Genomic DNA, 14,440 nt, shown 5'->3' with positions numbered 1-14,440 from the left:
GTAATTAAAAACCGCCCCAGATAACCGCAATGGTGCCTGCAACAAGTGCATAACCAAGGGCGATAGGCATCGTTTTACGAATGATTTCAGACTCACGTCCAGCCATGCCAACTACAGTAGCGGCAGCAACAACGTTCATCACACACATCATATTACCGGCGTTCGCGCCAATACCTTGTAGTGCCAACGCTAACGCGTGGTTCATGCCAATGTTATCGGCGACAGAATATTGTAAGCCAGAGAACATCATGTTTGAGAAAGTGGCAGACCCCGAAAGGAATGCACCGAAAATTCCAACCACTGGCGATACCCAAGCCCATACCGCACCCATGCTATTAGCGAGTAAATCGGCAAGTGCTACAGGCATTGAAGCCAAGCCAGCTCCGTTTTCGCCAGAGTTCAGGAAGATTTTTACCATAGGCACAGATGCGCCTAATGAAATGATGGTAGGTAACATTGATTTACATGACACAGTCAATGATTGCTTCATTGCTTTGGGTTTCATTTTGAATAACACAAAACCAAATAAGCAGACGGCAACAAAGAAAATACCAGGGGCGTAGAAAGTGGCAAAACCGGCTTTTAACTCAGTGCCGAGTAAGCCTGTCCAGCTAATGTTGAAGCTGGTTAACCAGCTCTTGAAAGGCCCTACAACACGAGACAGAACTAATAACGCTGCCATGATGATATAAGGAGACCAAGCTGCGATTTGCGAAAACTTAACCGGTGTTTCATCAATGGCTAACTCTTCTTCTGTTTTGTTGTCATTTTCACTAAAGTCACACCAAGGTTGTGCTGGGAGTAACCAGCCTTTTCTCGCCACTGGGATAACTAATGCCATACCGACAAGCGAACCAATAACAGAAGGAAACTCTGGGCCTGCAAAGTAGTTAATTAACCATGCTGGGATGGTGAATGCAAAGCCTGCAAATAGGGCAAACTTCCAAATTTGTAAGCCTTCTTTAATTGATTTGTTACGGCCAAAGAAACCCGTTAACACACATACCATCACTAATGGAATAAGTGAGCCAGTAATCAAATCGATGGTGATCATGTGCTTCGCAATAAACTGCGCGTAACCCACAAAGGTACCGCCATGTTCAGCAAATTGCGCAGCCGCCATATTCACGCCGCCTTCTGTTAGTCCCTGTTCCATACCAAATAAAACGGGTAAACCGATTGCACCAAATGAAACTGCAGTAGAGTCACCAATCAAAGCAACCACAGCGGCGGCAATTGGAGGTACGCCAAGTAATACGAGTAATGGTGCACCAATTGCTGCAGGGGTCCCAAAACCTGCAGAGCCTTCAATAAATGAGCCAAATAGCCAGCAAATAATAACTACTTGCACACGAGCATCAGCGCTAATATTGGTGAATCCAGAGCGGATAGTGTCCATCGCGCCAGAATATTTTAAGGTATTTAACAAAAACACCGCCCCAAAAATAATGGTAAGCGGTGTTAATGCTGAAAGAAGTCCTTCGACAACGGAAGCTGCGAGAAGCATCGTGTCCATTTGCCAAATAAAGATTGCTGCCAGACCTGTCGCAATCATTGATATCGGCATTGCTTTGGATGCCGGTAAGCGCATGAGTACTAAAAATACCATTACGCTGATAATGGGCGTTAAGCTTGCTAGTAACTGTAGAAATGTCATGTATACCTCTGTATCACTTATAGTGGGTATTAAATTGTTATTATTTGTTAGACTTTCGCTAACTAGGGCGTAATAGACGTTATTTAAGTGTTAAAAGTGTTGATCGAGATCATTTAAAACTCGAGAAACAGGGTTTGCTTATCGAAGTGGGATCTATGTCCAATAGCTGTATTTCGAATGTTGGTTTTAGATCACGTTTTTGGGGAACGAAAATAATCATAAAAATAAGGCCAAACGTTAAGAACGATTGGCCTTAAGATAACGTTTATTAGTAGTTGTTAATGTGAAGAGCTTCACGTGAACGTTTGAGAAGGTGTGAGCTAGTTCAAAAGTTAAAAAAGTTTACTTCCCCAGCCTAACTTATTTCGCAGTACATGGAAGTAATTATGACCTTTCGGATGAATTAATCTTAAACGTTCATTAGAGCGGCGAATAAAGATTTCATCTCCAGGCAAAACGGCTAGATGCACATGACCGTCACAACTCACTTCAAGATTTTCGTCATTATTCGGTGATACGACGAGCTTAATATTACAGCTGGCATCAACCACTATTGGGCGGCATGATAGGGTATGAGGAAACATCGGAACTAAAATAATGGCTTGTAAATTTGGGGTTAAAATAGAACCGCCAGCAGATAATGAATATGCGGTTGAACCCGTTGGCGTAGATACAATCATGCCGTCAGCTCGCTGACTGTACATAAATTGCTCATCAATATAGACTTCAAATTGAATCATGTGAGCAATTTTACCCGGGTGCAATACCGCTTCGTTTACTGCTGTATTACTTGCGATTGTCTTACCGTGTCGATGCACTTCAGCTTCAAGTAAAAAGCGATGCTCTGTTTCAAACTCACCGTCTAACACCTTTGATAATGCATCTTCAAAGTTGTCCGGTGGCAAGTCGGTCAAAAAACCCAGGTTACCACGGTTAACGCCAATAACCGCAACATCAAATCGGGCTAGTACTCTGGCTGCCCCAAGCATATTACCGTCACCACCCACGACGATGGCTAAGTCGCAATGTTCACCCATTTCGAGTAAGTCCATTGAGCAAACATCAGGGCCTAACTCTGCAGAGACGCGTTCTTCGACAATCACATTAAAGCCTTGAACACTGAGCCAATGATGCAATCGCCGTAAGGTTTGATTGGTCCCTTCGTGATGCGGTTTGCCGATGAGTCCGATTGTTTTGAACAAATTAGTCATATTCGAGTTTGTTGTGCCTTTAGGACTTGAAACATAAGAATTGATCCCCATAATATACTCAAACTTATTAAAAGTGTGATAATCGCTGTTAATTAATCAGTAAATAGTCACATTAATAGCATATCCAATTTTGCATTTTTTTAGCTGGAGTGAAAATGAGCAACGAATCGAACAACGCACCGCAAGATCAAGTGGAAGAAGTGGTAACACCTGAAGTCGTGGCTGATGAAGCAAGTTTGATGGATGAATTGACCCAAGCAAATTTTCGCGTCGAAGAATTAGAACAGCAATTAGCTGAAACCCAAGCTGCATTGGCTGAGCGTAAAGATGTTGAGATGCGTGCCGCTGCAGAAACGCAAAACATACGCACTCGTGCTGCGAAAGATGTTGAGCAAGCACGTAAATTTGCCTTAGAAAAGTTCGTTAATGAATTATTGCCAGTAATTGACAATATGGAGCGCGCTTTGCAGGGAACAGACCCTGAAAATGAGACGACTAAAGCTATCTACGAAGGTGTTGAATTAACGATGAAAGGGTTTCTTACTTCAGTTGAGAAGTTTGGTGTAAACCAAGTTAATCCTCAAGGTGAAGCATTTAATCCTGATCATCATCAAGCTATTGGTATGCAGCCAAGCGCTGAATTCCCAGCTAACACAGTAATGATGGTGATGCAGAAAGGGTATTTACTCAATGACCGTTTATTACGTCCAGCCATGGTAATGGTTTCACAAGGCGGTAATAGCGTAGATGTTGAAGCATAGCCGTTGAAGTTAGAGCATAACCTTATATATAGAAACGTGATGTTGAAAATAAACATTTAGTCGTTTCACTGTTAAATAGAAATAAAAAAAGGACTGAATTATCAGTCCTTTTTTATGGTCATCATGTAATCTAGCTAATTAAAACTAACCTTATCTATGCCACAAATGCCTGAATTTGCGCTAAAATCCCAGCAGCATCAAGCTGTAATTCTGATGTGATTTCGTCTGGTGCACCGTGTTTAATAAATTCATCAGGTAAACCTATTAATAAAACCGGTTTTATAATGCGCATTTGTTGTAGAGCTTCTAGCACGCCAGAGCCTGCACCACCCATGACTGCATTTTCTTCAACAGTAATAATGACATCGTGACTAGTCGCCAACTCAGCTAGCAAATCAACATCAAGTGGCTTCACAAAGCGCATATCAGCGACACTGGCATCAAGTTGGTCTGCGGCCTCTAATGCAGCTGCTAATGTTGTGCCAAAGTTAATGATGACAATTTTTTTGCCTTGACGTTTTAACAGGCCTTTACCAATAGGTAAGGTTGTCATTTGCTCGACTTGTTCAGCTCCTGTAGCACTACCTCGAGGATAACGAACAGCGGTTGGGCCGTCTTGGTAGCAATAGCCAGTGTATAACATTTGGCGACATTCATTTTCATCGGAAGGCGCCATAATCACCATGTTAGGGATACAGCGCATAAAGCTTAAATCGAATGCACCTTGGTGAGTTGGGCCGTCTGCGCCCACAATACCGCCACGGTCAATGGCAAACAATACTGGTAGGCGTTGTAAGGCAACATCATGGATTAATTGATCATAGCCACGTTGTAAAAAGGTTGAGTAAATCGCTACAACAGGCTTCAGTCCTTCACAAGCAAATCCGGCGCCTAGTGTCACAGCATGTTGCTCTGCAATAGCCGCATCAAAATATTGTGCAGGAAAACGCTGCGAAAACTCAACCATGCCTGAGCCTTCGCGCATTGCAGGTGTTATCGCCATTAACTTGTCATCTTGAGCTGCAACGTCACATAACCATTTACCGAAAACCTGGGAAAAGGTAGGCAGTCCGGGTTTTGTTGCAGGTTTTTTAAATTGGCTAGGGTCAAATTTAGGCACAGCATGCCAACCGATAGGATCTTTCTCTGCGGGTTCATAACCACGACCTTTTTTGGTCATGATGTGCAGCATTTGAGGGCCTTTAAGGTTGCGCATATTACGCAAGGTTTCTACCAGCGAATCCACATCGTGCCCATCAATTGGGCCAATGTAATTAAAACCGAGCTCTTCAAATAACGTAGCAGGAACAACCATGCCTTTAAGGTGCTCTTCGGTACGCTTAGCCATTTCTTTAATGACAGGCATGCCTTTAAGCACTTTTTTACTATTTTCGCGGATCGTGGTGTAAAAGCGTCCCGACATCAATTGGGCTAAATGATTATTTAAAGCGCCAACATTTTCTGAAATCGACATTTCATTGTCATTCAACACAACGAGCATGTCTTTATGCAGATCACCAGCGTGGTTCATGGCTTCAAATACCATGCCGCCAGTCATTGCACCATCACCGATCACAGCCACAACTTTACGTCCAGCGGCTTCTTTGTCTGCGGCAACAGCCATAGCTAATGCAGCACTAATTGATGTACCAGAGTGGCCAACGCTAAAGGTATCGTATTGACTTTCTTCACGCCAGGGAAAAGGATGCAGACCATTTTTTTGTCTAATGGTATGCATACGCTCACGGCGATCCGTTAAGATTTTATGTGGGTAGGCTTGATGACCAACATCCCATATTAAACGGTCAAATGGGGTGTTATAGACATAATGAAGTGCCACAGTTAATTCTACTGTGCCTAAGCCAGACGCAAAATGTCCGCTGGAAATACCAACAGACTGAAGTAAGAATTGTCTAAGTTCATCAGACACTTGTGGAAGTAAACCTTGCGGTAACTTCTTTAATTCTTCTGGTGTATTAGCTTGAGCTAGTACTGGGAATTTAGAAATATCGAAACTCATAGCGAGATATTCTGACTCTTATTATAATCTTCGCTCAATAATATAACGAGCGAAGTCTGCAATTAACTGGCTATTGTATGGCAATTTAGTCAGCGCTGATAGTGCATCTTGTATTAGTTGTTCTGCGCAGGCCTTTGCACCATCAAGACCCAGTAGTTTAGGAAAGGTGCTTTTATTGGATTGCTCATCACTGCCTTGAGGTTTTCCAAGCTCTTCCGTGCTTGCGGTAATATCTAAAATATCGTCCTGAACTTGAAATGCTAATCCTAGTGATTGAGCGTATTGCATCATTAATAGATACTGCTCTTTTGGAACATTGGCTGTTATTAATGCAAGTTCAACGGCACAACTAATCAAAGCACCTGTTTTTTTATTATGTAATTCTGTTAAGCGTTGTAAATTTATACTGTGATTGGTGGCGCTAAGATCAATCGCCTGGCCACCACACATTCCTTGATAACCCGATGCTTTGGCTAACGCACTTACCATGGCTAATTGTTGGCTTGCGGTTAGTGTTTCACATGGCGCGGTAATAATCTCAAACGCTAGAGTTTGCAAGGCATCACCGGCTAAAATGGCAGTAGCCTCATCAAAGGCAACATGAACGGTCGGCTGACCACGACGGAGCGCATCATTGTCCATTGCGGGTAAGTCATCGTGTATTAATGAATAAGCATGAATACATTCAATTGCCGCAGCAGCTTTGTCCAGAGCGTCAATATTGACACCTAGCATGTCACCGACACTGTAAACCAAAAAAGGTCTAATACGTTTACCGCCTAATAAGGCGCCATGCAACATGGCCGCTTTTAGGTGAGGCGCGGCAGCATCAAGTTGATTTAAATGCTCATTCAGTACAGCATCAACTCGTTTTTGGTAAGTTTTTATCGCTTCAGCTAACACGTATCAAGACCTATAATTCAACCTAAAGGATTGACGATTATTCACTTTCGACTGAAAATGGTGCTAAATCAACATCATTTTCATTTAATAAAATAGACACTTTTTGTTGGGCTTGTTCTAGCTTAGTTTGGCTCTGGCGCACTAAGGTAATACCGCGTTCAAATTGTTTGAGCGCGTCATCTAGTGAGACTTCACCTTGCTCTAAGTGAGCTACAATAGTTTCGAGTTCTGTCAAAGATTGTTCAAAACTGAGATTTTCTGGTTTTTTAGCCACGGTTATTATTCCTCTCTCGGCGCGTGTGACAAGGTATATCAGCCCAGCGTATCGGTCAAATACAGTCGCTGGTTATTTGCTCAACAGCACGCTTTGTTGTTGAATTTTTTTTAGAAACCTTAAAAACGGGCTAAACTTGAGCTGACTTTGTCCGATAAAGAGTTAAGATTTTCAATCAATAGCGTAAACTGCTGTTAGATTGATACCATCATGTTATTTAAAGAGAGTATTGCAACTTTTGCAATAATGCATAACGATTGAGCTTAAGATTGCTTATTATCGAAGTTAAACGTGCTAAAACGTCATTATAAATTGCACTTATAAAGCGCACAATAAAGCAGAGTCATCACTGCGATTGAGGAGAGGTTGTGGATTTAGCTACCCTAATAGGTATTATCGGCGCGTTTGCGTTTATTATTGGTGCAATGGTGACCAGTGGTGGTATTGGTTTATTTATTGATGTCCCATCTATTTTGATTGTTGTTGCTGGCTCCTTATTTGTTGTGATGATGAAGTTTAACCTAAAGCAATTTTTAGGTTCGATAAAGATCGGCATGAAAGCCTTTATGTTTAAAATAGATAAGCCTGAAGACTTGATTGAACAATCTATCACCATGGCCGATGCAGCTCGTAAAGGCGGCTTTTTAGCCTTAGAAGAAGCGGTCATTACGAATACTTTTATGCAAAAAGCCGTTGATATGTTGGTGGACGGTCATGATGGTGATGTTGTGCGTAATGCGCTAGAAAAAGACATTGCCTTAACTGAGGACCGCCACAAAACTGGTATTGGTATCTTTAAGGCCATGGGCGATGTTGCTCCAGCTATGGGGATGATTGGTACACTTGTAGGCTTAGTCGCAATGTTGTCAAACATGGATGACCCTAAATCCATTGGTCCTTCCATGGCGGTTGCGTTGTTAACCACGCTTTACGGTGCTGTTATTGCAAACATGATTGCGATACCTATGGCCGATAAATTGTCACTGCGCATGGGCGAAGAACTGTTGAACCGTAATTTAATTATGGATGCTGTATTGGCGATTCAAGATGGACAAAACCCTCGAGTTATTGAAGGTTTTCTAAAGAACTACCTTGCAGAGAAACAACGCAAAATTGATACAACGGACGGAGAGTAACTCATGGCTAAGGCCAAGTGTGATTGTCCACCGGCTGGCGCCCCTATGTGGCTGGCAACCTTTGCTGACTTAATGTCGCTACTTATGTGTTTCTTCGTTTTATTGCTGGCGTTTTCCGAAATGGACGTCATGAAGTTTAAGCAAATTGCAGGCTCGATGAAGTACGCATTTGGGGTGCAAAACAAAGTTGAAGTGAAAGATATTCCTAAAGGAACATCGGTGATTGCACTTGAGTTTCGTCCTGGTAGACCCGATCCCACGCCGATTGAGATTATTAATCAGCAGACTAACGAAATGACCCAACCGACGATTGAATATCAAGCCGGCGAGGAAGACAGCGCGGGTGGCACTCAAAAGCAAAGTGGTGATCAACGTGGTGGTAATGCAGCTGCAACGGCGCAGCAAGAAGCTGAGGCTGTGAAAAAAGATGCCGCTTCTGCACAAGAAAATATTAATGAACAAGTGAAAAAAATGGCTGAAAAGCTCAACGAAGAAATCGTTGATGGTGCCATTGAAATTGAATCACTGGGCCAACAAATTATTATTCGCATTCGTGAAAAAGGCTCGTTCGCTTCTGGTTCTGGTTTTTTACAACCTAAATTTAAACCTATTGTTCGCTCTATTGGTACGTTACTTAAAGATGTTCCTGGTATTGTGACGGTATCTGGCCATACTGATGGCGCCCACATTAGTAACGAGTTATACAGTTCTAACTGGGAGCTATCGAGCCAACGTGCAGTTGCTGTTGCAGATGAATTAAGACGTGTATCTGGGTTTGATGAAACTCGAATGAAGGTTGTCGGTGAGGCGTCAAATCGGCCGCTAGTACCCAATGACACCAATGAGAATCGAACTCGAAACCGCCGAGTTGAAATTTCCATTGAGCAAGGTAAAGCTAAAGAATCAAATGAGATAACCGTAGAGCAGTAAGATTGCTTACTAACAAAAAGCGCAACCTGAATAGGTTGCGCTTTTTTGTTATAAGAATGTTTATTAACCGTATAGTCTGCACAAAATGAATGATTAACTGGTGAATATGTTTGGTTAATAGTCAGCTTTTGGTATAATCCGCGAATTATTGCTTACGCTTTTGCTTTGGTTTATCAATAAACCGTTATGTATCAAATCTGTAAGCTGTTTTTTCAATTTATAATCAACGTATTACAATTCCTTTTAGCTAACCACATTTTGTCTGTGCTAAGGGATAAGTTATGCCTGCGGAAACCCCATGAAGTTTATTGTAAAGCTATACCCTGAAATAATGATGAAGAGTAAGTCGGTAAGAATGCGTTTTACCAAAATGCTCGAAACCAATATTCGTAATGTACTGAAAAAGGTTGATGAAGAAGCCAAGGTACAACGTTTATATGATCGTATTTTAGTGAAAGTACCAGACAATAAGCCTGAGTTAGTCGACGCGTTTGCTGAACGTTTAGGCTGTATTCCGGGGATTGCTCATGTCGTGCAGGTGAGTGAATACGCTTTTGATTCAATTGATCACATATACCAGCAAGTATTGCCTAAATACCGCGATGAAATCGCGGGTAAAACCTTTTGTGTGCGGGTTAAGCGTTCAGGAAATCATGATTTTAACTCTATTGAAGTTGAACGTTATGTTGGCGGCGGATTAAACCAACACACTGACGCGCTTGGTGTAAAACTTAAAAATCCTGACGTAACAGTGAATCTTGAAATTGATCAAGACAAATTGTACATGGTTGAGCGTCGTATTCCTGGTCTGGGAGGTTTTCCTATGGCGACTCAAGAAGACGTGTTATCACTTATTTCTGGTGGTTTTGACTCAGGCGTATCGAGTTTCCAGTTTATTAAAAAAGGCGCCCGTACTCATTACTGCTTTTTCAATCTTGGTGGTGCACAGCACGAGATTGGCGTAAAGCAAGTGGCTTACCATTTGTGGAAAACGTATGGTGAATCTCACAAGGTACGTTTTGTGTCTGTGCCGTTTGAGCCTGTCGTGGCTGAAATTCTTGAACGTATTGATAATGGCCAAATGGGCGTAGTGTTAAAGCGGATGATGATGCGCGCTGCAACGCGTATTGCTGACAAATTTGGGATCCAAGCGTTAGTGACAGGCGAAAGTTTAGGCCAAGTATCAAGCCAGACATTAACCAACCTGAACGTGATTGACCGCAGTACTGATTTATTGATTTTGCGCCCGCTGATTGCAATGGATAAACAAGATATCATTAATCAGAGCCGTTTGATTGGCACTGAAGATTTTGCTAAATCTATTCCTGAATATTGTGGTGTCATTTCACAAAAACCAACCGTGAAAGCAATTTTATCTAAAGTAGAAAAAGAAGAGCTTAAATTCTCTGAGGATTTAATCGACCGTGTTGTTGATGCCGCTGTGGTGATGGACATTCGCGATATTGAAGCTGAAATGAATAAGCAGGTTACTGAAACAGAAACGGTTAAAGACGTGGCTTCTGGCGAGATTGTTATTGATGTACGCGCACCTGAAGAAGAAGAACGTAAACCGTTAGAATTAGACAACGTGACGGTGAAAGCTATTCCATTTTTTAAATTAGCGACTCAGTTTGCTGATTTAGACAAGAGCAAAACTTATCTTCTCTATTGTGATCGCGGTGTGATGAGTAAATTGCAAGCGTTGTATTTAATTGAGCAGGGTTATACCAACGTTAAAGTTTACCGTCCATAAGCATAACGCCAATCAATAATGCCGATGACGTTATTGATTGGTTGATTATTTACAGACAATAAAAACTTACAGACAATAAAAAACCGCATTTAATGCGGTTTTTTATTGTCTGCATATCTCGCTAAAAATTAGTTTGCTTGAATAGCTTCAGAAGTTTTTTGTGCTTCTTCATTGTCTGCAACTAAAATGCTGTTAACATCATCATTGATGTCAACTTTCATCGCTTCAATGCTTTGAGATAATTCTGCATGCAAATCACTCATGTTGATAGGCTCTAACTCTGTTGCTTGTGCAGTAGTAAATCCAATGATGGATGTCAGAATTAACGTAGCAATTATTTTTAAGTTGAACATAGGGGTGAGCCTCCAGGCTAATTTATCACATTTGCCGGACTATCCCGATTACGTCGTAGAGATTGTCCAACTGTATTTTCAATGATGCTAATTTAACCAAACACAGTGTTCTTTACAAGCGACAAAAAATAACGATAATCATTAGAAAAACTAATTATAAAACGAGAGATTGATCACTATGTCTAGACGATTGCCACCCTTAAATGCGGTGAAAGCATTTGAGGCCGCAGCAAGGCATCTGAGCTTTACCCGCGCCGCAGAAGAGTTGTTCGTCACTCAAGCCGCAGTAAGTCATCAGATTAAAGCATTAGAAGATTTTTTAGGGCTAAAACTGTTTAGACGTAAGAATCGATCATTATTGTTAACAGAAGAAGGCCAAAGCTACTTTCTCGATATCAAAGATATTTTTATTGAGCTTGGCGAAGCGACCAATCGCCTGCTTGCTCGAAGTGCTGTCGGTTCATTAACGGTAAGTATGTCTCCGAGTTTTGCTATCCAATGGCTAGTACCTCGTTTGGCAAAGTTTAGCGAGAAAAACCCTGATATCGATGTACGTATTAAAGCCGTAGACAGTGATGCCAGTTCGTTAACCGACGATGTAGATGTGGCGATTTATTATGGCCAAGGTAACTGGCCAGGGTTACGTGCAGATAAATTACGAAATGAAGTGCTCATTCCTGTGTGTTCTCCTTTATTGTTAAATGGTCCTAAGCCTTTATCTCAGCCCAGCGATTTAAAATTCCATACTTTATTACATGATTCGAGCCGTCAAGACTGGCAAGCGTGGTTTAGGCAATGCGGTGTTACCGACATTAATGTTAACCAGGGGCCGATATTTAGTCACTCGTCATTAGTGCTACAAGCTGCAGCACACGGGCAAGGTGTTGCGTTAGGGTACAGTGTGTTGGCAAGGCCAGACATTAAAGCTGGGCGCTTAATTTGCCCGTTTTCTGAAGTGTTAGTCAGTAAAGATGCCTATTACCTTGTGTGCCAACAAAATCACTCCGAAATAGGTAAAATATCAGCGTTCAGAGAATGGATGGTCGACATGTTTGCAGAGGAGTCGCGCAGTGAACTGCTCACCGGATAGCCAAATTGAACTGGCTCATGATTATGTTTTACAAGGACCTAAAAGTGATACCTTGGTAATCTTTGCTCATGGCGCCGGTGCCAATATGTACCATGAGTTTATGATCAACATGAGTGATCAATTAGTCACTGCTGGCTTTCAAGTTTACCGATTCAATTTTTTATATATGCAAGCCAATATGCAAGATGGTAAACGTCGTCCACCTGATCGCGCGCCAAAATTGTTGCATCATTTTGAGCAAGTGCTGATAGACGTTGGTCATAAAATTGAGCAAGGGCTAATTACTCCTAAACGAATCGTGCTAATGGGTAAATCAATGGGCGGACGAATGTCGGCCATATTAACCAGTAAAGAACACACCTTTGTTTCATCACAAGCGCAAGATATTGCGGCTCAGATTAGTGCTGTCATTTGCTTAGGTTATCCGTTTATTCCGTTAAAAGGTGGCGAACCACGTTTATCGCCTATTCAAACTAATCCATTACCTATTCTAATCGTTCAAGGTGAGCGAGATAAGTTTGGTGGCCTAGAGCAAGTCCCAACGTGGGCGTTAACAGATAAAACACAATTGTGCTGGATAAGCGATGGCGATCACAGCCTGCAGCCTCGAAAGTCGTCCGGTTATACGTTAGTGGGTAATATGCAATTGGCAGTAAGCTGTATTCGTCAATTTATTACTTCTAACGGTTAAATTTTTGGGTATTGAAAGGATTGATGACATGAATAAAGGCGTGTTACTTGTCGCAACCATGAGCGGCTTTTTAGCGGTGGCATTGGGAGCTTTCGGTGCTCATGGGCTAAAAGCAATAGCACCACCAGAGTTAGTGAGTATTTTTAAACTGGGTGTTGAGTATCAGTTTTACCATACCTTTGCATTGATCGCATTAGCATTTTCTGGCCAATGGATTACCTCTAGATTACTCAACTGGGCTGCTTACAGCTTCATTGCTGGCATGGTGTTATTTTCTGGTTCATTGTATTTATATGCCTTTACTGGCGCAAAATGGATTGGGCCTATAACCCCCATGGGAGGGTTATGTTTACTCATTGGTTGGCTGTTATTTGCTGCCGCTATTTGGCAATCAAAAACAGATAAATAACGGTTCGTCTAAATTCTCCCTCCTGACGTTTTTTTGGGTATAATAGCGGGATTATTGTCTCGCGATTCAATGCGACCATCCTTACGTTAAGGCTCCAAATGAAAAACCTATTCCTATTTTGTCGATCAGGCTATGAAAAAGACTGTGCGGCAGAAATTCAACAACGTGCAGCAGAACTGAATGTCGGTGGTTTTGTTAAAACCAACGTTAATGATGCATATGTTATTTATCAATGTTTTGAAGAGGATGGGGCGGATACTTTAGCTAAAGATTTGGCGCTAAGTTCATTAGTCTTCGCTAGACAAATGTTTGCCGCAGGCGAGTTATTGTCTGATTTACCTGAGCAAGACCGCGTTAGCCCTGTAGTTGCTGCATTATCTGAGTTATCAAAATGTGGCGACTTACGTGTTGAGACTCCAGACACTAATGAAGCTAAAGAACTGTCTGCTTTTTGCCGTAAATTTACGGTACCGCTTCGTCAAGGTTTAAAGAAAAGTGGCGCACTACTCGGTGCAGAAAATGATCGTCGCCCTATTATTCATGTATGTTTTATTGGCCCGGGCAAAGCCTATGCCGGTTATTCGTTGAGTAACAATAGCTCACCTCATTTTATGGGTATTCCTCGTTTAAAAATGGCAACCGATGCACCCAGCCGCTCAAGTTTAAAACTCGATGAAGCTTTTGGGGTATTTTTAACTAAAGAAGAGCAAGAGACACGTTGTCGTAGTGGCTTGAATGCTGTTGACTTAGGGGCTTGCCCCGGTGGTTGGACATATCAGCTTGTTCGTCGCGGTATGATGGTTGCTGCAATTGACAATGGCCCAATGGATCCTAAATTAATGGAAACAGGCCAGGTTAAACATTATCGCGCCGATGGTTTTCGTTTTGAGCCACCGCGTAAAAATATTTACTGGTTAGTATGTGACATGGTTGAAAAGCCTGCGCGTGTAGCTGAATTAATGGAAGCATGGGCAATTAACGGCTGGTTTAAAGAAGCTATCTTTAACCTTAAATTACCGATGAAGAGCCGCTACAAAGAAGTGAGTACCATTTTAGAAACCATGGCCACCATTTTAACCGAGAACGAAATTGACTTTAAAATGCAGTGTAAGCACTTATATCATGACCGTGATGAAGTCACCGTGCATTTATGGTTATTCCCTGAAAAGGGTGTGAGTTACGCTTAATTATCTCAATATCGATTAATATAAAAAGCCCGCTGATAGTCATTATCAGCGGGCTTTTTATTGAG

The 14,440-nt window shown here is 41.9% G+C and carries 14 protein-coding genes; 8 read left to right on the top strand and 6 right to left on the bottom strand.

Annotation, left to right across the window (positions count from 1 at the left end):
* Nucleotides 1–4: 4 nt before the first annotated feature.
* Nucleotides 5–1,657 (bottom strand): L-lactate permease, encoded by a 1,653-nt coding sequence (locus tag K8B83_RS17315; protein WP_188957880.1) that lies wholly within the window; start codon nucleotides 1,655–1,657, stop codon nucleotides 5–7.
* Between the two features lie 332 nt (nucleotides 1,658–1,989).
* On the bottom strand, nucleotides 1,990–2,868 hold the full coding sequence (gene nadK / locus K8B83_RS17310; protein ID WP_188957878.1) for an NAD(+) kinase: 879 nt from the start codon (nucleotides 2,866–2,868) through the stop codon (nucleotides 1,990–1,992).
* Between the two features lie 155 nt (nucleotides 2,869–3,023).
* On the opposite strand from nadK, the gene grpE reads away from it, so the two are divergent.
* Nucleotides 3,024–3,629, top strand: coding sequence for a nucleotide exchange factor GrpE (grpE, locus tag K8B83_RS17305; protein WP_223418431.1), 606 nt, complete (start codon nucleotides 3,024–3,026; stop codon nucleotides 3,627–3,629).
* 154 nt (nucleotides 3,630–3,783) lie between these two features.
* On the opposite strand, the gene dxs is transcribed toward grpE, so the two are convergent.
* From dxs to xseB, 3 genes are read right to left on the bottom strand one after another with little or no spacing between them, the layout of a single operon-like run.
* Complete coding sequence (dxs, locus tag K8B83_RS17300) at nucleotides 3,784–5,649, bottom strand: 1-deoxy-D-xylulose-5-phosphate synthase (RefSeq protein ID WP_223418429.1); 1,866 nt, start codon at nucleotides 5,647–5,649, stop codon at nucleotides 3,784–3,786.
* A gap of 21 nt (nucleotides 5,650–5,670) precedes the next feature.
* Nucleotides 5,671–6,552, bottom strand: coding sequence for a (2E,6E)-farnesyl diphosphate synthase (ispA, locus tag K8B83_RS17295; RefSeq protein ID WP_188957872.1), 882 nt, complete (start codon nucleotides 6,550–6,552; stop codon nucleotides 5,671–5,673).
* Nucleotides 6,553–6,589: 37 nt separating this feature from the next.
* A complete protein-coding gene (gene xseB / locus K8B83_RS17290; RefSeq protein ID WP_188957870.1) occupies nucleotides 6,590–6,826 on the bottom strand; it encodes an exodeoxyribonuclease VII small subunit in 237 nt (78 codons plus the stop codon).
* A 368-nt stretch (nucleotides 6,827–7,194) separates the two neighbouring features.
* On the opposite strand from xseB, the gene pomA reads away from it, so the two are divergent.
* The 3 genes from pomA (at nucleotide 7,195) to thiI (ending at nucleotide 10,645) form a co-directional block, all read left to right on the top strand.
* A complete protein-coding gene (gene pomA / locus K8B83_RS17285; RefSeq protein ID WP_223418427.1) occupies nucleotides 7,195–7,962 on the top strand; it encodes a flagellar motor protein PomA in 768 nt (255 codons plus the stop codon).
* A gap of 3 nt (nucleotides 7,963–7,965) precedes the next feature.
* Nucleotides 7,966–8,892 (top strand): flagellar motor protein MotB, encoded by a 927-nt coding sequence (locus K8B83_RS17280; RefSeq protein ID WP_188957867.1) that lies wholly within the window; start codon nucleotides 7,966–7,968, stop codon nucleotides 8,890–8,892.
* Nucleotides 8,893–9,190: 298 nt separating this feature from the next.
* Entirely contained in the window at nucleotides 9,191–10,645 is a 1,455-nt protein-coding gene (gene thiI / locus K8B83_RS17275; RefSeq protein ID WP_188957865.1) for a tRNA uracil 4-sulfurtransferase ThiI, read from the top strand.
* 128 nt (nucleotides 10,646–10,773) lie between these two features.
* On the opposite strand, the gene K8B83_RS17270 is transcribed toward thiI, so the two are convergent.
* On the bottom strand, nucleotides 10,774–10,998 hold the full coding sequence (locus tag K8B83_RS17270; protein WP_188957863.1) for a hypothetical protein: 225 nt from the start codon (nucleotides 10,996–10,998) through the stop codon (nucleotides 10,774–10,776).
* Nucleotides 10,999–11,176: 178 nt separating this feature from the next.
* Between K8B83_RS17270 and K8B83_RS17265 the strand changes: the two genes are divergently transcribed.
* The 4 genes from K8B83_RS17265 to rlmM all read left to right on the top strand — a co-directional run bounded on the left by K8B83_RS17265 (nucleotide 11,177) and on the right by rlmM (nucleotide 14,375).
* A complete protein-coding gene (locus K8B83_RS17265) occupies nucleotides 11,177–12,088 on the top strand; it encodes a transcriptional regulator GcvA (RefSeq protein WP_160053940.1) in 912 nt (303 codons plus the stop codon).
* Complete coding sequence (locus tag K8B83_RS17260; RefSeq protein ID WP_223418425.1) at nucleotides 12,069–12,779, top strand: alpha/beta family hydrolase; 711 nt, start codon at nucleotides 12,069–12,071, stop codon at nucleotides 12,777–12,779. Before K8B83_RS17265 ends, K8B83_RS17260 begins: the two co-directional genes overlap by 20 nt.
* Before the next feature lie 28 nt (nucleotides 12,780–12,807).
* Entirely contained in the window at nucleotides 12,808–13,188 is a 381-nt protein-coding gene (locus K8B83_RS17255; protein ID WP_188957859.1) for a DUF423 domain-containing protein, read from the top strand.
* Nucleotides 13,189–13,286: 98 nt separating this feature from the next.
* Nucleotides 13,287–14,375 (top strand): 23S rRNA (cytidine(2498)-2'-O)-methyltransferase RlmM, encoded by a 1,089-nt coding sequence (gene rlmM, locus K8B83_RS17250; protein ID WP_188957857.1) that lies wholly within the window; start codon nucleotides 13,287–13,289, stop codon nucleotides 14,373–14,375.
* Nucleotides 14,376–14,440: the final 65 nt, after the last annotated feature.

It is taken from the genome of Shewanella inventionis (assembly GCF_019931735.1).
Taxonomy (GTDB): domain Bacteria; phylum Pseudomonadota; class Gammaproteobacteria; order Enterobacterales; family Shewanellaceae; genus Shewanella; species Shewanella inventionis.
The sequence above is the reverse complement of the archived record's forward strand: the minus strand, read 5'-3'. Positions and strand labels throughout refer to the sequence as shown.

Bases quoted from the DNA above. Each gene is read 5' to 3' on its own strand.
- K8B83_RS17255 (WP_188957859.1), top strand. From the start codon at position 12,808: ATGAATAAAGGCGTGTTACTTGTCGCAACCATGAGCGGCTTTTTAGCG.
- K8B83_RS17270 (WP_188957863.1), bottom strand. From the start codon at position 10,998: ATGTTCAACTTAAAAATAATTGCTACGTTAATTCTGACATCCATCATT.
- nadK (WP_188957878.1), bottom strand. From the start codon at position 2,868: ATGACTAATTTGTTCAAAACAATCGGACTCATCGGCAAACCGCATCAC.
- thiI (WP_188957865.1), top strand. From the start codon at position 9,191: ATGAAGTTTATTGTAAAGCTATACCCTGAAATAATGATGAAGAGTAAG.
- K8B83_RS17280 (WP_188957867.1), top strand. From the start codon at position 7,966: ATGGCTAAGGCCAAGTGTGATTGTCCACCGGCTGGCGCCCCTATGTGG.
- dxs (WP_223418429.1), bottom strand. From the start codon at position 5,649: ATGAGTTTCGATATTTCTAAATTCCCAGTACTAGCTCAAGCTAATACA.
- K8B83_RS17265 (WP_160053940.1), top strand. From the start codon at position 11,177: ATGTCTAGACGATTGCCACCCTTAAATGCGGTGAAAGCATTTGAGGCC.
- grpE (WP_223418431.1), top strand. From the start codon at position 3,024: ATGAGCAACGAATCGAACAACGCACCGCAAGATCAAGTGGAAGAAGTG.
- rlmM (WP_188957857.1), top strand. From the start codon at position 13,287: ATGAAAAACCTATTCCTATTTTGTCGATCAGGCTATGAAAAAGACTGT.
- K8B83_RS17315 (WP_188957880.1), bottom strand. From the start codon at position 1,657: ATGACATTTCTACAGTTACTAGCAAGCTTAACGCCCATTATCAGCGTA.